Origin of the sequence: Allonocardiopsis opalescens, from assembly GCF_003002095.1 — a bacterium.
Taxonomy (GTDB): domain Bacteria; phylum Actinomycetota; class Actinomycetes; order Streptosporangiales; family Streptosporangiaceae; genus Allonocardiopsis; species Allonocardiopsis opalescens.
This window is the reverse complement of the sequence record NZ_PVZC01000005.1, coordinates 130,882-149,056: the sequence shown is the minus strand read 5'-3', so window position 1 is coordinate 149,056 and position 18,175 is coordinate 130,882. Positions and strand designations below refer to the sequence as shown.

Here is an 18,175-nt window from a genome sequence, read left to right as displayed (position 1 = left end):
CCCGCCGCGCGCCCCGCGCCTCACAGCAGCGGGCGCAGCGGGCTCAGGATCAGCTCGCTCAGCTTGGCCAGCAGCGGGCGGGACCGCCACTCGGCCGCCGTCAGCGGGCGGGCGTTGCCGATGTCGTTGGCGAAGACCTTCTCCAGGTGCGCCGCGACGCCCTCGTCGAAGATCTCCACGTTGATCTCGTAGTTGCCGGTGAGGCTGAGCCGGTCGACATTGGCGGTGCCGATCGTGCTCCAGCGGCCGTCGATGGTGGCCGTCTTGGCGTGCACCATGGCGTTCTGGTACAGCCAGAGGTTGACGCCGCCGCGCAGCAGGGTGGAGTAGAAGCCGCGCGACAGCCAGTCGGCGATGACGTGGTTGGAGACCTCCGGCAGCAGGATGTGCACCGCGACCCCGCGGCGGGCCGCGCTGACCAGGGCGCGGCGGATCTCGCGGTCGGGGATGAAGTACGCCTGCGTGATGTAGATGTGCTCCCTGGCCCGGTCGATCGCCTCCAGGTACATGGCGCGGATCGGGTAGATCAGCAGCTCGGGCACGTTGCGGTGGGTGCGGATCTCCGCGGTCCAGGTGGTGGCGCCCGCGTCGGCCAGCCTCGGCTGGTGCTCGGCCCGGTTGGAGTTCCAGAAGTCGTTGAAGGCGTTCTCCAGCTCCCACACCGAGGGGCCGGTCAGCCGCAGGTGGGTGTCGCGCCACTCGGTGGCGTAGGCCGAGCCGACGTTGAAGCCGCCGACGAAGCCCACCTCGCCGTCGACCACCAGGATCTTGCGGTGGTCGCGGCCGGACTTGCGCACGTTCAGCAGCAGCACGCCGGGGCGGAAGGTGGGGTACTCGATGACGTGCACCGAGGGCGGGAAGCGGAAGAACGAGCGGGGCACGACCAGGTTGGCGAAGCCGTCGTAGATGACGAAGACCTCGACGCCGCGCTCGGCCGCCTCAATCAGCGCCCGCTTGAAGGCGCGGCCGGTCTGGTCGCCCTTGAAGATGTAGGACTCGAACAGCACCCGCTCGCGTGCGTTGCGGATGGCGTCGAGCATGTCGGCGAAGAGGTCCTCGCCGTAGGTGTAGACCTTGCCGGTCGTCGCGCCGATCGGCAGGTCCTCGGGCTCGGTGCGGGGGAAGGCGGTCTGCTCGGGGCGCTTGCGCTTGCGCCAGGCGTCGATGCCGATGAGCGCCAGGATCACCACGAGCTGGGCGCCGAGCACGCCGAGCAGGATCCGCTTGAGCACGGTCGTCAGGGTTCTTCGTGGCCGCATCGCGTCGTCTCCGGGTGCCGCCGCTCCCGGGGCGGTTCGTCGGCGGTTCGGCTCCGCCCGGGGCGGGCCGCGCGTCCGAATCACGCGGACGCCGGCTGCCCCCAAGGTACCGCCTCGCCGGCCGGGACCGGCGGACCCCGTGGCGGCGCGGTGCGTGAGTCGTCAGGTCGGCGCGGCGGGTCCGCCCGCTAGTGTGGCCGCGTGTCCGGCCCGGCGCGGTGGCCGGCCGGGTCCCTCGCCGACCGTCCGTCACCCGAAAGGCGCCCCGGTATGAGGTTCCGCACCGTCGTCGTGCTCAGCGGCAGGACCGCGACCGGCCTGGAGGTTCCGGCCGAGGTCGTGTCGGCGCTCGGCCCGACCAAACGTCCGCCGGTGGTCGTCACCATCGGCGGCCACTCCTACCGCAGCACGGTCGCGCCGATGGGCGGCGGCTTCTGGATCCCGCTGAGCGCGGAGAAGCGCGCCGGGGCGGGAGTGGCCGCCGGAGACGAGGTCGAGGTGGAACTGCGGCCCGACACCGCGCCGCGCGAGGTGGAGGTGCCCGCCGACTTCGCCGCCGCCCTGGACGCCGAGCCGGCGGCCGGCGCCTTCTTCGACGGCCTGTCCTACAGCAAGCGCCGCCGCCACGTGCTGTCCGTCGAGGGCGCCAAGACGGACGAGACGCGGCGGCGGCGCATCGCCAAGTCGGTGGCCGGCTTCCTGGAGGGGCGCGCCTAGCGGCGCGGCGCAGGCCGTCAGCGCGCGGTGGCGAAGGCGTCGAGGCCGGTCAGCTCCGCTGAGAGCGCCCACAGGCGCGCCGCCTCGTCGGGGTCGGTGGCGTGGGCGCGCACCCCGTGGGCCGACGCCTCGGTGGTGATCTCCGCGATGTCGCAGTCCTCGCAGTACACGCCGCCCATCCCCTCCAGCCGCGGCGAGGTGGCGGCCCACACCTGGGTGGCCGCGCCCTGCTCCGGGGTCTTGAAGACGCTCGGGTCGACCGGCTCGCCGGCCTCGTCGATCCAGCCGAGGGCGACCATCTCCTCCACGGGCAGGTGCCGCTGGAGCGGGGTGAGGATGCCGCCGGGGTGCAGTGAGAAGGCCCGCACGCCCGCGTCGCGGCCGAGCGCGTCCAGGTGCACCGCGAAGAGCACATTGGCCGTCTTGGCCTGGCTGTAGGCGAGCCACTTGTCGTAGCCGCGCTCGAACTGCACGTCGTCCCAGCGGATGCCGCTGCCGCGGTGCGCCGCCGACGACACCGCGACGACGCGCGCCCCGGGCCGCAGCGCCGGCCGCAGCCGGTTGACCAGCGCGTAGTGGCCGAGGTGGTTGGTGGCGAACTGCCGCTCCCAGCCGGGGCCGACCCGCTCCTCGGGGCAGGCCATCACACCGGCGCTGTTGATCATGATGTCGATGCCGCGCCCGGAGGCGAGGAAGCGGTCGGCGAAGCGGCGGATGTCCTCCTGGTCGGCCAGGTCGAGCCGGTCGACCTCGGCGCCGTCGATCCCGTCGACGGCCGCGGCCGCGCTGCCGGGCCGCCGCGCCGGCACCACCACGCGCGCGCCCGCGTCGGCGAGCGCGCGGGTGGTCTCCAGGCCGATGCCGGAGTAGCCCCCGGTGACGATGGCGAGCCTGCCGGACAGGTCGATGCCGTCCAGCACCTCCGCCGCGGTGCTGCGGGCGCCGAAGCCCGATCCGATCCTGTGCTGAGGCGTTGTCATGGGACGGAGGCTATGAACTGGAGTGCGCTCCAGGGCAAACGCGCGGCCGGGCGGCGTGTCCCCGCGGCCCGCGTCCTCGCCGGGGCGGGATCGCGGGCGGACGGGGGAACCGATGAAGATCGCCGCGTATTATCGGGCGAATTCATATTCGGCGACCGATTCGCGCGTTCTGCTGTTCGGTGAAATCGCTCTAAGCTCTGACTGTGGGCGGACATACGAAATGGACCATTCGGGGTGAAAGGCTCGTCGACGACGGCCCCTATTTCCGGCTGTCGACCGTCGACGTCGAACTCCCCGACGCGAAGACGTTCACCCAGTACGTCGTCAGGATGCCGCCGGCCGCCATGACCCTCGTACTCGACGCCGACCACCGCGTCCTGCTGATGTACCGCCACCGCTTCATCGTCGACCGCTGGATCTGGGAGCTGCCCGGCGGCTACGTCGACGGCGCAGAGGACTGCGCCGCGGCCGCCGCCCGCGAGGTCGAGGAGGAGACCGGCTGGCGCCCCCGCTCAATGGAGCACCTGGTCACCTTCCAGCCCGCCATCGGCTCCATGGACCACCCCCAGATGGTCTACCTCGCCCGCGGCGCCGACCCCACCGGCACCACCCCCGACGTCAACGAGGCCGAACTCGTCCGCTGGTTCCCCCTTACCGAGGCCGCCGCCATGATCGACCGCGGCGAACTCGTCGGTGCCGCCTCCGTCGTGGCGGTCTACCGGGCGCTCAACATGGTGGACGCTCAGCGGCCGGCGGGACCGGGCGGGCGGGGGTCAGCGGACCGGGACCGCGCCGGCCGGTGACATCGCGTCCCCTCGGTCCGGCGGGGGCTCGACCGGTTCGACCCTGTTCTCCGTGGTCGTGGGGGTGAGCAGCGCGAGGACCAGGAGCGCCGCGGTGATCAGGACCAGCAGCGGGACCAGGATGAAAAGCATCCGGCGGTTCATTCTTCTCTCCCGGTGTATGCCTCCGCGCTTTCCGCGGCCGGCATTTTTCGAAACGAATGTGTCGGATCTTGACGTGGTCGATCGCGCGGCCGGAATCCGATCCGCTCCCATTCAGATGGAAAGGGCCATGGTAGTGCGTTGGAGCGGAAGATCGCATTTTCGACCACGGTCGTCCGCCCGGAAACCCGCGGCCCGTGGTCGCCGGTCCCGGTGACGTAATGCTGCCGGGCGGCGGTGGCGTCCGCTTTGTTCTCGCGGCGCGCCGCCGGTCGGCACCGATTCGCTGCGTCGAGCGGCTTTCCAGTACGCCGCGAGGGCTCTCTAGATAACATCCGGTCACCCTGGTCGTGAGGGTCGAGTACTCGCCGCCGACCGACGCCCCCGAGCGGCGGCGGGCCCCGGATGACGACTCCCCTCACGACCGGGGCCACCATGGCGGCCGGGCGGGTGAGCGGCGCGGACGGGCACGTGAGAGTCTGCGTCGGTCGGATCTGCGTACTGAGAGGAGCCAGCCATGGGCGTCCGCCGCGTCGTGCCCAACATCCGGGCCTCGGCCGTGCCGGAGAGCCGGGAGTTCTACGGCCTGCTCGGCTTCGAGGAGGCGATGGACCTCGGCTGGATCGTGACGCTGGTGTCGCCCTCGGAGCGCGCGGCCCAGCTGAGCCTGTTCACCGGAGAGCGCACCGGGCCCGTCGTCCCCGACATGAGCGTGGAGGTGGACGATGTCGACGCCGTCCACGCCGCCGTGCGCACTGCCGGTGCGGAGATCGTGTACCCGCTCAGCGACGAGGAGTGGGGCGTGCGCCGCTTCTTCGTCCGCGACCCGGACGGCCGCGTGGTCAACGTGCTGAGCCACCGGTAGCGCCATGGGAGCGGGCACGGACGGGCTGATGACCCCGGCGCTGCTGGTGGACCGGGGCAGGCTGGCGGCCAATGTCGCCGAGATGGCGGAGCGGACCGCCGCCCGGGGCGTGGCGCTGCGGCCGCACGTCAAGACCTCGAAATCGCTGGACGTGGCCCGGGCGCAGCTGGCGGCCGGGGCGATCGGCTTCACCTGCTCCACCCCGGCCGAGGTGCGGCTGCTGCAGGACGCGGGCATCGGCGGCCTGGTCTGGGCGCACCAGCCGGTGGGCCCGGCCAAGCTCGCCTTCGCGGTGGCGGCCGCCCGCCGGGGCGGCCTGACCGTCACGGTGGACTCCGTCGAGGTGGCGGCGCCGCTTGGGGAGGCGCTGGCCGAGGCGGGCACCTCGCTGCCGGTGCTGATCGAGGTGGACACCGGGCTCGGCCGCACCGGCGCCGACCCCGGCGACGTGCTCGCGCTGGCCGAGGCGCTGACCCGGTGGCCGGCGCTGCGGCTGTGCGGCGTGCTCACCCACGAGGGGCAGCTGTACGCCCACGCCGGCGACCGGGCGGGGCTGGAGCGGGCCGGTCGGCGGGCCGGGGAGGTGATGGCCGGGCTGGGCGAGCGGCTGCGCGCCGCCGGGCACCCGGCCGGCATCGTCTCGGTGGGCTCCACCCCCGGCGCCACCTCGACTCCGTTCGTGCCGGGCGTCACCGAGACGCGCGCCGGCACCTACGTGTACTACGACGCCAACCAGGTCGCGCTCGGCAGCGTCCCGCTGGAGCGGTGCGCGCTGACCGTGCTGGCCACCGTGGTCAGCACCCGCAGGCGCGGTACGGCGATCATCGACGCGGGCCTGAAGGCGATGAGCTCGGACCGCTCCGTCACCGGTGAGGGCTTCGGCGCCGTGCTGGCGCCCACTCCCGGCGGCGGCCCACTGGACGGCGTCGCCTTCACCGCCGCCAACGAGGAACACGGCTTCCTCACCGGCCCCGGCACCGCCCGCCTCACCGTCGGCGACCGCGTCAGGATCGTGCCCAACCACGCCTGCACCACCGTCAACATGTGGAGCGAAGCCCAGGTCCTCGACGGCGCCGAGGTGGTCGCGCGCTGGCGGATCAGCGCGCGGCACTGAGGCGCGGCGGCGTTCGGCACGGGGGCGTCCAGGTGCGCGTGCGCGGCGGCCGCCGCCGCGCCCGTCGTGCGGCCCGGCCGGGTCAGGCGCCGCGCCGCCTGGCCAGGTACCAGGTGCCCGCGCCGCCGCCGAGCAGCGCCGCCGCGGCCGCGAGCAGGCCCGCCACCCCGGCGCCGGTGACCGGCAGGGAGCCGGAGTCCGATGGCGTGGGCGACGGGGTGGGCGCGCTGCCGTTCGGCAGCGTCTCGCAGGCTTCGCCGTCGTCGTCGGCGTCGAGACCGTGCGGGTCGCCGGGCTCGTCGTCGTAGGCGTCCTGGGCGTCGGCCCGGCTGTCGAAGTCGGAGCAGTCCAGGTCGGGGCCGGGAGGGGTGGCGCTGGGACTCGGCGACGGGTCGGGCGACGGGCTGGGATCGGGGTCCGGCGACGGGCTCGGGGAGGGAGAGGCGGACGCGCTCGGCTCCGGGGAGGGGGCCGGCTCGGGGGCGTCGGCGGGAGCGGGCTCCGCCGCAGGGGCGGGATCGCAGTCGGTATCGACCGGGACCTGCGTGCCGGGGGCGCCCGTCGCCGGAGCGTCGGCGGGCACCACCCGGTAGGTGACGGTGTGGACGCCGCTGCCGGGGGCGAACTCCACCGTGACGGTCTCGGCGGCGCCGCCGTCGACGGCGGCGCTCTGCCACTCGGGCGCGGGCCGCGCCGCAGGCGGCGCCGGTGCGCCGGACGGTCCGGCCGAGGGCGCGGCCGCCTCGGGCGCGGCGTCGACCAGGTATTCGAGCAGGTACGGCCCTGCCGTCGCGTTCGCAGCGCGCAGGGTGATCCGGCCGCACTCGACCTCGACCGCGATCTCGGGCTCCGCCCCGTCTGCGGCGAGCGCCCCGACCGCGCCTCCTCCGGCGAGCGCACCACTCAGTCCGGCCACTGCCAGGGTCTTCGCGAACACGGGCCACCTCCGTCGTCGGTGCGGCCCCGAACCGCGTCGATGTCCTCCCACGGTAGCCCCGCCGCACCGGCCGCGCCTCCGCCGCACGCGGCCGGAGTCGGCCGCGCGGCGGCGGCCGTGCGGCGCGTGGTCGGGATGGAACGCGTGTGTCGCGTGGTTCTACCGGCCGGACGTGCCAGGGTGCTGGGTGCGGCCGGTCGGACGGTGCCGGCGGGCCGGGGGGTCTGCCGGATGAGAAGGGGGCTGACGGATGCGCTTGGACCTGTCGGGTAGGACGGCGCTGGTCACGGGGTCGACGCAGGGGATCGGCCGGGCGATCGCGCTCGGGCTGGCCCGCTCCGGGGCGCGGGTCGGGGTGAACGGGCGCACGGCGGCCACCGTCGAGAAGACGGTCGGGGAGCTGCGGGCCGAGGCGGGCGCGGGCGAGCTGGTGCCGGTGGCCGCCGACGTCGCGAGCGACGAGGGGGCGGCGCGGGCGGTCGAGCTGCTGCCCGACGCGGACATCCTGGTGAACAACCTCGGCATCTTCGGAGCCACGCCCGCGCTGGACATCACCGACGCCGAGTGGCGGCGGTACTTCGAGGTGAACGTGCTCGCCGCCGTGCGGCTGACCCGGGCCTACCTGCCGGGGATGATGGCGCGCGGCTTCGGCCGGGTCCAGTACATCGCCAGCGACTCCGCCGTGGCCGTCCCGGCCGAGATGATCCACTACGGCATGACCAAGACCGCGCTGCTCGCCGTCTCGCGCGGCTTCGCCAAGGAGGCGGCGGGCACCGGGGTGACGGTGAACTCCGTCATCGCCGGACCCACGCACACCGGCGGCGTCGAGGACTTCGTGTACTCGCTGGTCGACCGCGCGCTGCCCTGGGACGAGGCGCAGCGCGCCTTCATGCGCGAGCACCGGCCGCAGTCGCTGCTGCAGCGCCTCATCGAGCCGGAGGAGATCGCCAACATGGTCGTCTACCTCAGCTCCCCGCAGGCGTCGGCGACCACGGGCGGCGCCGTCCGCGTCGACGGCGGCTACGTCGACGCGATCCTGCCGTAGCGGCCGCCCCCGGCGCGGGTCGGGCAGGTCGGTGCGTCGGCCCGGAACCGGCGCCGAGCCGACCGCCCGCCACGGCGGCGCCCGTGCGGAGGCGGCGGGCTCAGGCGCCGATCACGACGAAGGCGGCCCAGTGGTACGGGTGCGCGAAGGGGCGGCGCCCGGGGTCGCGGACGGCGGCCAGGGTGGCGCCCGCGTCGGCGAAGGGCGTCAGGGCGGGGTCGCCGGGGGAGAGGGCGGCCAGTGCGGCGCACCACTCGGCCAGCTCGCGGGCGGTGGCGGCTCGCAGCCACAGCTGGGCGGCGCGGAGCGCGCCGGCGGGAGCACGGGCCCGCGGTCCGCGCAGTTCGGCGTAGCAGCGGGTGACGAGCAGGGCGGTGGACACGTCGCCGACCTGCCACAGCGACGCGACCACGCACCCGGCGCCCGCGTGCAGCAGCCCGGTGGCCAGGCTCAGCGCCTCGTCGGGGAGGACGGTCTCCGTCGCCCCGGTCTGGCAGCCCGACGCGACCACCAGCCGCACACCGCGCAGCGCCCGCCGGTCGAGCAGATCGCCGAGGCTGAGCCGGGCCCCTCCGGCCAGGACGAGCGCGGATCGGAGCGGGTCGTCGTAGCGGTGGTCGGTGTGGCAGGCCAGGTGCAGGTACCCGGCCCCGGCCGCCGCGGCCAGCAGCCGCTCCGGCGTCGCGTCCGCCCCCATGAGCAGGGGCCCGGCCCTCGCGCCCATCAGCCGGGCCGCGGCGGCGAGCTCCGCCCGGGCGTAGCGCAGGTCGCCGGTGGGATCGCCCGCGCCGACCAGGATGGGGGGACCGCCGTCCGCGTCGTCCTTGTCCACACCCTGTGGACGGTGCGCGCCGTGCCTGCGGCGTGCGGCCGCCAGGGAGGCGGCGTGGGCTCGGGCCGACGGGGCGAAGGCGACGTCGTAGTCGGTGAGCAGGCAGCGGTCCGGGGCGTGGTCGTAGGGGACGGTGTGCAGCGGGAACAGGCCGAGCAGGCCGTAGGGGACCAGGACGACGCCGCCGAGGCCGTCCGGGAGGCGGCGGCGGAGGGGGCCGATGAGGCGGGCGCCGAGGACGGCCGACCAGTGGTCCAGGCCGGCCCGGAACTCGCGTGGCGACCGGGCCTGGGCGGCGAGGAAGCCGGGGGCGGCCGCCGTGCCGTCGTCGCCGTCCGGCGCCCCGTTGGCCAGGGCGGCGACCGTGTGGGCGGTGAGGGCGGGCGCGGTCCACACGTCGATGGAGGCGGGCCCGGCGGGGGTGCGGGCGACGAGGACGATGGCGGTGCCGCCGTCGGCGGGCATCAGGTAGACCAGGGGCGCGCCGCCGGCCAGGGCGGCTTCGATGGTGTCCCAGTCGGGCGGGCGGAGGAAGTTCGCGAAGCCGGGCACCGCTCTGACGCGTTCGAGTGCGGCGCGCATCAGCTCGCGGGCCTGACCGGCGCGCTCCAGCCGCTCGATGCCGTCCCCCTCCCAGCCTCCGGCGCGCTCCGACGCCTGGGCGGCGTCCAGGGCGGCCGCCGCGGTGGTGAAGGCGGTGCGGGCGGCCGGGTCGGTGGCGGCGAGGCGGTCGAGGTCGGCGCGGTCGCGGTCCAGGGCGTCGCCGAGTTCGCGGGCGCGGGCGCGCTCCAGGACGAGGACGGCGTCGCGCTCGCGGCCCACCGCGAAGAGGGCGGTCATCGTGGTGGCGGCCAGCTCCGAGGCGTCGGCCAGTTCGGCGCGGCGGCCGGGGCGCAGCAGCGCCGCCTGGCGGCCGAGGTCGGCGAGGGCGAGGCCGCGCAGGCCCGCCTCGGCCGCCTCCTCGACGCGGCCGAGCCCGGCCAGCAGCCGGGCCAGCAGGTCGGCGTGCCGGGGCGAGTCGGTGACGATGCCGTGCTCGGCCAGGGCGTCCAGCACGGACAGGCCCAGCTCGGCGACGGGTGCGCGCTCGGACGGCGGCGCGCTCCTCGTGCGCGACAGGCGCATCCGGAACAGCCGCATCCCCGTCCGCGCCCACTCGGTGTGCCGGCCGAGCGCGCGGAAGGCGTCCATGGCGGTGCCGAGCTTGTGCTCGGCCGTGTCCAGCACCTGGTCCAGCGCCCCCGGCGGCAGAGGCTCCGGCGGCGCGTCCGGTGACCGGTCCAGCGCCGCCTTCTCGGCCAGGTACGAATCCGCCATCAGCTCGATCGCGGCGCCGGAGCCGGCCAGGCACCAGGCCGTCAGGTACAGGTCATCGTCGCCGCAGGCCGCCAGCGCCGTGTCGAAGTACGTACGGGCCCGCACCGGGTCGCGGGCCCGGTCCAGGAAGAGGGAGCCCAGATCGGCCTGGACCGACGCCCAGGCGCGGCGGTCGCCGAGCCGGTCGAAGACCTCGGCGGCGGCCGCGTACGCCTCGACGGCCTCGTGCGGCGGCTCGTCGCCGTCGACCGGCGGGAGCTGGCTGAGCGCGTTGGCCAGCGCGTGCCGGCTGACGGCCCAGTCGTGCGGCCGCTGCTCGCGCAGGTGCCCGGTCAGGCAGCGCCGGAAGTGGTGCGCGGCCCGGCGCAGGTTCTCCTCGCGCCCGCCGTGCACCTGCCGCGAGGCGTAGCCGGCGCCCAGGTTGTGCTGGATCGACGCCCAGGTGACGGGGTCGTCGGCCGGGTCCAGCGCCGCCTCGGCGGCGTGCAGCTCCGCGAGGGCGCGCTCGGTGTTGGCGGCCCGGCCGCCGCCCGCGGAGCCGCGCAGCAGCGAGCCGAGCACCAGGTGCGCCCGGCCCAGCGCGGCCGTGTCGCCGAGCGAGCGGTAGACCGCGATCGCCTCGGCCAGTTCGGCGCGCACCCGCTCCTCGCCCTCGGCCACGGTGCCGCCCTCGCCCTCGCGTGCGGTCAGCCCCTGCCGCACCAGGGTGTGCGCGGACTCCACCGCCTGGTCGGCCCGCGCCCGGGGGTCGTCGGCCGTGCCGGAGAGCCGCGCGGCCCGCGCCCGGTGCGCGTCGGCGCGGGCGGCGTTCTCGCCGGGCCGCCCGCCGGAGTGGCCGGTGTACATGGCGGCCAGCAGGGTGTGCGCCACCAGTGCCTCCTCGGCGGCCGCGCGCTCGTCCAGCCCGGCCAGCACCGACTCCACCAGCCGGATCGGCTCCGAGGCGTCGGCCCTCGTCGTGGTGGCGGTGGCGTTGTACAGCTCCTCGGCCATGCTCAGCAGCCACAGCCGCACCGCCTCAGGCGCGCTCCCCTCGACCTCGGCGCCGCGCAGCAGCCGGCGGACCCGTTCGGCCCGGCCGGGCCGGTCGGGGGCGGCGTGGATCCAGGCGACCGCCTCGTCCAGCGTCAGCGACCCCGGTGGCGCGGCCGCCTCCGCCGCGGCGGCGGCGATCCGGTCGGCGATCGCGCCGAGCCGGCCGGCGGCGTCGGCGTCCCCGAGCCGGACGGCCAGGCGGCGCGCCTCCCGGTACGCGGCCTCGGCCGCGGCGAGATCCGCCGGAGTACGGTCCGCGCCGAGGTCCAGGTGGGCGCGGCCGAGGTGCTGGTAGAGCTCGGCGCGGGCCCGCGGCGGCATCCGGCCGGGCTCGGTGGTCTCGGCGAGCAGTTCGGTGATCGCCTTGATCCGGCGCCGGGGCGCGTCCTCGGGCGTCCAGGACGTCTGCATGGTCAGCAGCCACACCACCTCGGCCAGCGCCATGTCGCGCTTTTGCGTGCCCCGCGCGGTCGCGGCGACGGCCGCGTCCAGCCGGCGCGCCGCCTCCGCCAGGTCGGCCGGGTCCCCGTCGCGCCGGTGCCGCGCCACCAGCGCGTGGCGGAGGTTGCAGGCCGCCGCCAGCTCGTCGCCTCCGGTCCCGGCGAGGGCGGCCAGCGCCGCCTCGAGGTGGCCGACGGCCGCCTCGAGCGCGCCCGAGGCGGCGTACTCGGTGTGGCAGCGGAGCCAGGAGAGTCCGGCCACGGTCAGCCAGACGCCGCGCTCGCGGTCGGGAGCGGACGCGAAGCCGCGGTCCGTCACCACCCGCTCCCAGGCCGCCGCCACCGCCTCGGCGCCGGCCCGGTCGGGGGCGGCCACGTAGGACCGCTCGACGTCGAGGGCCGCTTCGCGCAGCGCGGCCGTCCCGGCGGGGAGCCCGGCGGGTTCAGCCATCCGACGGCCGGGGCCCGGCCTCGGGGGCGCCCGCCCGGTCGGCCGCGCCGCGCCCGGCGGGGCCGCCGGGCGGCCGGTCGGGCTCGGGCACGGCGTCGGTCGGCTGGTAGCCGCGCCGGTGCAGCTCCCAGCCGTCGATCAGGCTGTCGGGGTCGTCCGGCTCGCGCGGGTCCGGCTCAGGCGTCGGCATGGGCGGTCTCCTCCTCGGCCGGGGCCGGGCGCGGTGCCGTCGCGGGCGAGGGCCGCGGCACGGCGGGCGCCTCGATGATCTCCAGGTACTCCACCGAGTCGCCCGGAACGTAGACGCCGCCGGTGTCCGGCATCCGCTCGCCGAAGCGGCCGTCGCCGTCCATCGCGTACTGCGCCTCGATGAACAGGTCGCGGCCGTGCGGATAGGCCGAGGTCAGCGAGTTGTGGCCGTACCAGCCGCCCACCCAGCCGCCGTCCTTGGTGCGCACCCGCACGAAGCAGGAGCCGCGCCCGCCGAACAGGTGGTCCCAGGCCGTGGGCGCGGAGCGGTGCCGGGCGCGGGCGCGGCGGCGACGCACCAGCAGCTCGACCCACGCGGCCAGCGCCGGGACGGCGACGAGCAGCAGCAGCGCGGCCGCCCCTGCCTCCCTGGGGCGTTCGAGCAGCCCCGACAGCGGGTCGCCGCCGGTGCCGGTCACCAGCTCGACCAGCCACGGCCCGGCCGCGAGGGCGTACGCCCCGTCCAGCAGCACGCTCGCGGTGATCGCCCGCAGCAGCCGGCTCTCGGCCTGGGCGTTGGCCGGGCGCGGCCCGCGCAGCACCTCGCCGACGGCCTGGTAGACGGCGCCGGGCAGCACCAGGACCAGCAGGATCGCGAGCTGCTGCACCGTGCTCGGGACCATGGCTCCCTCACGCCTCGCCGACCGCCGCGCCCGTGGCCGTCAGGCGCGCCGGGCTCGATGATACGGCGCCGCCCGCCTCAGCCCACTGGCGCGTAGTCGCGGATTTCGGCGGAGGCGAGCACCTTCGAGGCGCGGGAGTCGGAGCTGAGGATCGCCCGCCGCACCGGCGCCGGCAGGCGGGGCAGCAGGCGCAGGAAGGCGGCCCTGAGGTCGGATCCGGCCCTGTTCGCGGGCACGAGGGTCTTCATCACCGCCGGCCCCACCTCGCGGGTGCGCAGCACGTAGGGCCGCAGTTCCTCCTGGTAGGCGGGGAAGGCGGCGGTGTGGTCGCCGTCCGCGGCGGCCAGCCGGCCGGCCAGCGTGTAGGCGCCGACGACCGCGACGGTGGTGCCGCCGCCGATCGCAGGGCCGGGGGAGTAGCCGGCGTCGCCGACCAGGGCGAAGCGGCCGCGGGTCCAGTCGTCCATCAGGATCTGGCTGATGGAGTCCAGGTAGAAGTCCTCGGCGCCGTCCAGCTCGGCCAGCAGCCGGGGCACCTCCCAGCCCTCGCCGGCGAAGGCGCCGCGCAGCAGCTCCTTCTGCCGCGCCAGGTCGCGGTGGTGGTAGTCGAACTCCTCGGCGCGCCTGAGCATGAAGACGGCGCGCGCCTCGCCGGTCTGCCAGACCGGGTAGAAGCCGATCAGCTTGTCGACGGCGCTGTACATCATCAGGCGGCCGTCCAGACCCAGGTGGTTCGGGAGCGAGAAGGCGGCGAGGTAGCCGCCGAGGAAGCGGCGGTAGTCCGACTCGGGGCCGAAGGCCAGCCGCCGGACCGTGGAGTGCAGGCCGTCGGCGCCGATGACCAGGTCGAAGCGGCGCGGCGCGCCCTTGTCGAAGGTCACGTCGACGCCGCCGGCGTCCTCCGACATGCCGCTGATGGAGTCGCCGAACACGTATTCGACGTCGTCGCGGGTCGCTTCGTGCAGGATGGCGGCCAGCTCGCCGCGCATCACCTCCACGTGCCGGTCGTCGGAGACGCCGGCCGCCAGCCGCTCCAGGTCGACGTCGACCTGCCGCCGCCCGGGCCGCACCATCGTCAGCACGGCGGTGCGGGTGCGTGCCGCGCGCACCCGGTCGAGCACGCCCATCCGCGCGGCCACCTCCACGGCGGGCTCGAACAGGTCGACGGCGTGGCCGCCGGTGCCCAGCCGGAGCTCGGGGGTGCGCTCGACCACGACCGGGGTGAAGCCGTAGCGGCGCAGCCAGTACGCCAGGACCGGTCCGGCGACGCTCGCGCCGGAGATGAGGATGTCGGTGCCGGAACGTGTCATCGCGCCCGCCCAGGTTCGTTTACTTAACGGAAGGTAAGTCAACGATAGGCGGCGGAGAGTACGGCCGTCAACGCTGACCTTCCGGTAAGTCAACGGTAGGCTCGGCCCGTCCGGCCCGACGGCGGCCGACCGTGAGGAGACCCACCGGATGCCCCGAGCCCGATCCAGCGAGACCCGCGAGCGCATCCAGGCCGCCGCCCTGGAGCTGTTCGCGGCCAAGGGCGTGCAGCAGACCAGCCTGCGCGAGATCGCCGAGCGGCTGGGCGTCACCAAGCCGGCGCTGTACTACCACTTCGCCTCGCGCGAGGAGCTGGTCCGCAGCCTGGTGCGGCCGCTGGTCGACGAGGTCGAGGCGCTGCTGGCCGCCGACGAGGCCCGCGAGAGCGTCGACCCGCGCGCCCTGCTGGCCGGGTACTTCGACGCCACCTACCGGCACCGCCGGATCACCCTGATGATCGTCAGGGAGCTGGTCACCCTCAGCTACCTCGACCTGGGCGAACGGATCGCCGACTGGCGGTGGCGGCTGATCGCCCTGCTCACCGGCCCCGACGCCCCGCTCGACGCGCAGGCCCGCGCGATCGTCGCGGTCGGCGGCATGGGCGACTGCATGGTCTTCTTCGCCGACCGGCCGGTCGAGGAGCTGCGCCCGGCCACCCTGAACGCCGCCTACGCCGCCCTCGGCCTGCCGCTGATCGGCGACTGAGCGCGCGGCCGGATCCGGCCGCGCCGCCCCGCCGCCCCCGCACGCGCGCCCGCGTCGCCGCCGGTCGGGCGCACCGGCCGCGCGCCGGCTACGTCGGGCCGCGTACGGCCGCTTACGCTCCCCACGGGACGCCGGGAGTATGCCGCCGCGGTGACGATGGCCCGAGTTTCCGACGCTCGGGAGGGCAGCCCATGTTCGAGATCAACCGCAGGACCGCGCTGGGCGGGATGGCGGGGGCGGCGGCGCTGAGCGCGCTGGCCGCCGGCGCCGCCCGCGCCGACACCGCGGGACCGCTCCGCCCGGTCGGCCTCACCACCGAGCACCGCGCCGACCCGCTCGGCATCGACGCCGCCGCGCCCCGCTTCGGCTGGCGGCTGCGCGCCGGCGGCACCGGCCGCGCCCAGCGCGCCTATCGGATCACCGTCGCCTCCAGCCGCGAACTGCTGATGGCGGACCGGCCCGACGTGTGGGACTCCGGCCGGGTGGAGTCCGCCGAGCAGACCGCGCGCCGCTACGGCGGCCCCGCGCTGCGCTCGCGCACCCGCTACCACTGGGCGGTGCGGGTGTGGGACGAGGCGGGCGCGCAGGGGCCCGTCAGCGAGCCCGCCTGGTTCGAGACGGCCCTGCTCGGCCAGGACGAGTGGACGGCCGACTGGATCGGCACCGGCGCCGACGTGCCCTCGGCCGTGCGGGTGGTCGGGCCGCAGCAGACCGAGCGCGTCCCGCTGCCCCCGGGCGGCACCCTGGGCCAGAGCCTGGTGGCGCACGGCCCGCTCGCCACCCTGGCCGTGCTGCTCGGCGTCCCGGAGGGCGAGCGCGGCGGCTGCGTGATGACCCTGCGCGCGGACGGCCCCGGCGGCGCCGAACTCGCCCGCACCGCCGTCACCGATCTGGTCGGCGACCGCTACGCCAACGCCCAGGGCCGCCTGGACCTGGCCGAGCCGGTCGGCCCCGGCACCCTGTACCTGGAGCTGTCCGAGCCGCAGGGCGAGCTGAGCTGGATCACCGCCGACTACGGCGATCCGGTGGACGGGGAGTACCCGAACGACGGCTACCCGGAGGGCACCGCCTTCGCCGACGGCACCGCCGACCCGGGCGCCGACCGCTGGGTCTACGGCATCCCGCCCGCGCCGCCCGCCGACCCGCTGCTGCGGCACGCCTTCGAGCTGCCGGCCGCCCCCGTCTCCGCCCGGCTCTACCTGGCCGGGCTCGGGCACGCCGTCGCCTGGGTGAACGGCGAGCGGGTGGGCGACGCCGAGCTGAGCCCGCCGGGCACCGACTTCGACCTGCGCTCGCTGTACACCACCCACGACGTGACCGGCCTGCTCCGCCGGGGCGGCAACGCCGTCGGCATCGCGCTCGGCCGCGGCTACTACGGCACCCGGGCGCCCGACACCGACGGCACCAACCTGGCGAGGTGGATCGCCGAGCCGCGGGCGCGGGCGATGCTGGCGGTCACCCTGGACGACGGACGGCGGCTCACCATCGGCACCGGCCCCGACTGGCAGGTCACCGAGGGGCCCACCACCTACGACGGCGTCTTCTCCGGCGAGTCCTACGACGCCCGGCGCGCCGCCGAGCTGTCCGGCTGGTCCACACCCGGCCACAGCGCCGAGGGCTGGCGGCCCGCCGCCGTGGTGCCCGCGCCCGGCGGACGGCTGGAGGCCGACCCCACCGAGCCGATCCGGGTCCTGGGCGCCGTCGAGCCGGTCTCGGTGACGCGTCCGGCCGACGGCGTGTACCTGTACGACTTCGGCGCGGTGCGCGCGGGCTGGGTCCGGCTGCGCGGCCGGCTGGCGGCGGGCACCACCGTGCGCGTCCAGTACCACGAGAAGCTGGGCGAGAGCGGCCGGATCGAGCTGGGCACCCCGGGCGGCCTGGAGAACAATGCCGTCGACGGGCGCTTCCTGCGCGACGAGTACACCGCGTCGGGCTCGGGCACCGAGAGCTGGCAGCCGTCGTGGGGCTACAAGAGCTTCCGCTACGTCGAGGTCACCGGCGCACCGCGCCGGCTCGACCTGGTGGCCTCCACCGTCGCCAACGACCTGCCGGCCACCCTGGGCCTGGAGGTGGACGAACCGGTGCTGCGGTGGATCGCCGACGCCACCGAGCGGACGCTCCGCAACGGCCTGCACGGCATGCCCGACGCCGCCTCCAGCAGGTTCGCCTGGACCACCTCGACCATCCACTCCGGCGGGCCGCTGCTGCACCAGTTCGCGGCGGCGTCGATCCTCGGCAAGTGGCTGGACGACATCCGGCTGCTCCAGGCGCCCGACGGGGAGCTGCCGATGATCATCCCGATGGGCACCATGGCGGGCACCGCCCGGCCGACTCCCAGCGCGACCTCGGTATATCCGTTCCTGGTCCGCCGCTACTGGCTCACCTACGGCGACCCGACCGTGCCCGAGCGGCACTACGAGCCGGTGCGCCGGTGCGTGGAGTGGATGCTGGCCCGCTCCGACGGCGGCGTCTTCCACGACTGGTTCGCCGACTGGTACCCGCCGCAGCCGCCCGGCAGCCAGTTCCCCAACCCCTTCCCGCCCGAGGGCGGCGACCTGGTCGGCACCGCGTACGTCATCCAGGCGCTGCGCGACGCGGCGGCCCTGGCCGAGCTGGTGGGCGAGGCCGGGCAGGCGGGTGCCTGGCGGACCCGGGCCGAGGAGCTGACCACCGGCTTCAACACGATGTTCCTGGATACCTCGGCCGGGATCTACCGCACCGGCCAGGGCGAGGGCTACCGGCAGACCAGCAACGCCCTGCCGCTGTTCTTCGGGCTGGTGCCGCGGCCGCACGCGGCGGCGGTGGCGGCCAATCTGATCGCCGACGTCGAGGAGCGCGGCCACCTGGACACCGGCGCGGCCGGCACCCCGGCGCTGGCCTTCGCGCTGACCGACAACGGGCGCCCCGACCTGGCGTACCGGGTCTTCCAGCGCCGCGCCCATCCGGGCTACGGGTTCTGGCGCGAACTGGGCGCCACCACCCTGTGGGAGAACTGGGAGGAGGACGCACGCGGCCGCAACGACCCCACGCTCAGCGGGATCCTGCGCTGGCTGGTGGAGCGGGTGGCCGGGGTGGAGCCGCTGGCACCGGGCTGGGCGCGCTTCCGGGTGGCGCCCCGGCCGCACGGCGGCCCGCCGTCGGCGAGCGCGGCGCTGGACACCGTGCGCGGCCGGGTGGCGGTGGCCTGGCGGCGGCGCGGCGAGGAGATCGCGCTGGAGCTGACGGTGCCGGTGAACGCGGTGGCCGAGCTGGACCTGCCCGGCGGTGAGCGGCGCGAGCTGGGCTCGGGACGGCACCGGATGACGGCCCCGGTCCGGTGAGCGGGCGGCGCCGGTCCGGGCAGGAGTCCCGGAC

15 protein-coding genes are annotated in these 18,175 nt (G+C 75.9%); 7 read left to right on the top strand and 8 right to left on the bottom strand.

Translation table 11 applies throughout. The features are described from left to right. Positions 1 to 20: 20 nt before the first annotated feature. Entirely contained in the window at positions 21 to 1,259 is a 1,239-nt protein-coding gene (locus CLV72_RS17600) for a phospholipase D-like domain-containing protein (RefSeq protein WP_106247441.1), read from the bottom strand. Between the two features lie 270 nt (positions 1,260 to 1,529). Here CLV72_RS17600 and CLV72_RS17595 point away from each other — a divergent pair, with 270 nt between their 5' ends. Next, a complete protein-coding gene (locus CLV72_RS17595) occupies positions 1,530 to 1,976 on the top strand; it encodes a YdeI/OmpD-associated family protein (RefSeq protein ID WP_106247438.1) in 447 nt (148 codons plus the stop codon). A gap of 17 nt (positions 1,977 to 1,993) precedes the next feature. Here the strand turns inward: CLV72_RS17595 and CLV72_RS17590 are convergent, their stop codons facing one another. Beyond that, positions 1,994 to 2,956 carry an SDR family NAD(P)-dependent oxidoreductase gene (locus tag CLV72_RS17590; protein WP_106247435.1) on the bottom strand — a complete coding sequence of 321 codons (963 nt, stop codon included), beginning with the start codon at positions 2,954 to 2,956 and terminating at the stop codon, positions 1,994 to 1,996. Positions 2,957 to 3,159: 203 nt separating this feature from the next. Here CLV72_RS17590 and CLV72_RS17585 point away from each other — a divergent pair, with 203 nt between their 5' ends. Then, complete coding sequence (locus CLV72_RS17585; RefSeq protein WP_106247432.1) at positions 3,160 to 3,759, top strand: NUDIX domain-containing protein; 600 nt, start codon at positions 3,160 to 3,162, stop codon at positions 3,757 to 3,759. On the opposite strand, the gene CLV72_RS32270 is transcribed toward CLV72_RS17585, so the two are convergent. Continuing rightward, on the bottom strand, positions 3,730 to 3,891 hold the full coding sequence (locus tag CLV72_RS32270; RefSeq protein ID WP_170141014.1) for a hypothetical protein: 162 nt from the start codon (positions 3,889 to 3,891) through the stop codon (positions 3,730 to 3,732). The genes CLV72_RS17585 and CLV72_RS32270 overlap by 30 nt on opposite strands. A 526-nt stretch (positions 3,892 to 4,417) precedes the next feature. Here CLV72_RS32270 and CLV72_RS17580 point away from each other — a divergent pair. Beyond that, a complete protein-coding gene (locus tag CLV72_RS17580; RefSeq protein ID WP_106247430.1) occupies positions 4,418 to 4,765 on the top strand; it encodes a VOC family protein in 348 nt (115 codons plus the stop codon). Positions 4,766 to 4,769: 4 nt separating this feature from the next. Beyond that, positions 4,770 to 5,879, top strand: a complete 1,110-nt coding sequence (locus tag CLV72_RS17575; RefSeq protein ID WP_106247427.1) for an alanine racemase — start codon at positions 4,770 to 4,772, stop codon at positions 5,877 to 5,879. Positions 5,880 to 5,961: 82 nt separating this feature from the next. On the opposite strand, the gene CLV72_RS17570 is transcribed toward CLV72_RS17575, so the two are convergent. Next, complete coding sequence (locus tag CLV72_RS17570; protein ID WP_106247424.1) at positions 5,962 to 6,816, bottom strand: hypothetical protein; 855 nt, start codon at positions 6,814 to 6,816, stop codon at positions 5,962 to 5,964. A gap of 250 nt (positions 6,817 to 7,066) precedes the next feature. On the opposite strand from CLV72_RS17570, the gene CLV72_RS17565 reads away from it, so the two are divergent. Further along, positions 7,067 to 7,861, top strand: a complete 795-nt coding sequence (locus CLV72_RS17565) for an SDR family NAD(P)-dependent oxidoreductase (protein WP_106247422.1) — start codon at positions 7,067 to 7,069, stop codon at positions 7,859 to 7,861. A gap of 100 nt (positions 7,862 to 7,961) precedes the next feature. Here the strand turns inward: CLV72_RS17565 and CLV72_RS17560 are convergent, their stop codons facing one another. The 4 genes from CLV72_RS17560 to CLV72_RS17545 all read right to left on the bottom strand — a co-directional run bounded on the left by CLV72_RS17560 (position 7,962) and on the right by CLV72_RS17545 (position 14,118). Then, a complete protein-coding gene (locus tag CLV72_RS17560) occupies positions 7,962 to 11,936 on the bottom strand; it encodes a CHAT domain-containing protein (RefSeq protein WP_106247420.1) in 3,975 nt (1,324 codons plus the stop codon). After that, the gene (locus tag CLV72_RS17555; RefSeq protein WP_106247417.1) at positions 11,929 to 12,126 is read right to left on the bottom strand and encodes a hypothetical protein; all 198 of its coding nucleotides are present in this window, start codon (positions 12,124 to 12,126) and stop codon (positions 11,929 to 11,931) included. Before CLV72_RS17555 ends, CLV72_RS17560 begins: the two co-directional genes overlap by 8 nt. After that, complete coding sequence (locus tag CLV72_RS17550; protein ID WP_211302930.1) at positions 12,113 to 12,808, bottom strand: DUF6338 family protein; 696 nt, start codon at positions 12,806 to 12,808, stop codon at positions 12,113 to 12,115. Before CLV72_RS17550 ends, CLV72_RS17555 begins: the two co-directional genes overlap by 14 nt. A gap of 77 nt (positions 12,809 to 12,885) precedes the next feature. Beyond that, positions 12,886 to 14,118: an FAD-dependent monooxygenase gene (locus tag CLV72_RS17545; protein ID WP_106247414.1), complete on the bottom strand. Its 1,233-nt coding sequence runs from the start codon at positions 14,116 to 14,118 to the stop codon at positions 12,886 to 12,888. 148 nt (positions 14,119 to 14,266) lie between these two features. Here CLV72_RS17545 and CLV72_RS17540 point away from each other — a divergent pair, with 148 nt between their 5' ends. Both CLV72_RS17540 and CLV72_RS17535 read left to right on the top strand, forming a co-directional pair. After that, on the top strand, positions 14,267 to 14,821 hold the full coding sequence (locus CLV72_RS17540) for a TetR/AcrR family transcriptional regulator (protein ID WP_106247411.1): 555 nt from the start codon (positions 14,267 to 14,269) through the stop codon (positions 14,819 to 14,821). A 191-nt stretch (positions 14,822 to 15,012) separates the two neighbouring features. Further along, positions 15,013 to 18,141 (top strand): alpha-L-rhamnosidase, encoded by a 3,129-nt coding sequence (locus CLV72_RS17535; RefSeq protein ID WP_170141013.1) that lies wholly within the window; start codon positions 15,013 to 15,015, stop codon positions 18,139 to 18,141. The last annotated feature ends 34 nt before the right edge of the window (positions 18,142 to 18,175 follow it).

Coding starts and splice junctions, on each gene's coding strand:
- CLV72_RS17600 (WP_106247441.1), bottom strand. CDS start 1,259: ATGCGGCCACGAAGAACCCTGACGACCGTGCTCAAGCGGATCCTGCTC.
- CLV72_RS17595 (WP_106247438.1), top strand. CDS start 1,530: ATGAGGTTCCGCACCGTCGTCGTGCTCAGCGGCAGGACCGCGACCGGC.
- CLV72_RS17590 (WP_106247435.1), bottom strand. CDS start 2,956: ATGACAACGCCTCAGCACAGGATCGGATCGGGCTTCGGCGCCCGCAGC.
- CLV72_RS32270 (WP_170141014.1), bottom strand. CDS start 3,891: ATGCTTTTCATCCTGGTCCCGCTGCTGGTCCTGATCACCGCGGCGCTC.
- CLV72_RS17580 (WP_106247430.1), top strand. CDS start 4,418: ATGGGCGTCCGCCGCGTCGTGCCCAACATCCGGGCCTCGGCCGTGCCG.
- CLV72_RS17575 (WP_106247427.1), top strand. CDS start 4,770: ATGGGAGCGGGCACGGACGGGCTGATGACCCCGGCGCTGCTGGTGGAC.
- CLV72_RS17565 (WP_106247422.1), top strand. CDS start 7,067: ATGCGCTTGGACCTGTCGGGTAGGACGGCGCTGGTCACGGGGTCGACG.
- CLV72_RS17560 (WP_106247420.1), bottom strand. CDS start 11,936: ATGGCTGAACCCGCCGGGCTCCCCGCCGGGACGGCCGCGCTGCGCGAA.
- CLV72_RS17555 (WP_106247417.1), bottom strand. CDS start 12,126: ATGCCGACGCCTGAGCCGGACCCGCGCGAGCCGGACGACCCCGACAGC.
- CLV72_RS17550 (WP_211302930.1), bottom strand. CDS start 12,808: ATGGTCCCGAGCACGGTGCAGCAGCTCGCGATCCTGCTGGTCCTGGTG.
- CLV72_RS17545 (WP_106247414.1), bottom strand. CDS start 14,118: ATGACACGTTCCGGCACCGACATCCTCATCTCCGGCGCGAGCGTCGCC.
- CLV72_RS17540 (WP_106247411.1), top strand. CDS start 14,267: ATGCCCCGAGCCCGATCCAGCGAGACCCGCGAGCGCATCCAGGCCGCC.
- CLV72_RS17535 (WP_170141013.1), top strand. CDS start 15,013: ATGTTCGAGATCAACCGCAGGACCGCGCTGGGCGGGATGGCGGGGGCG.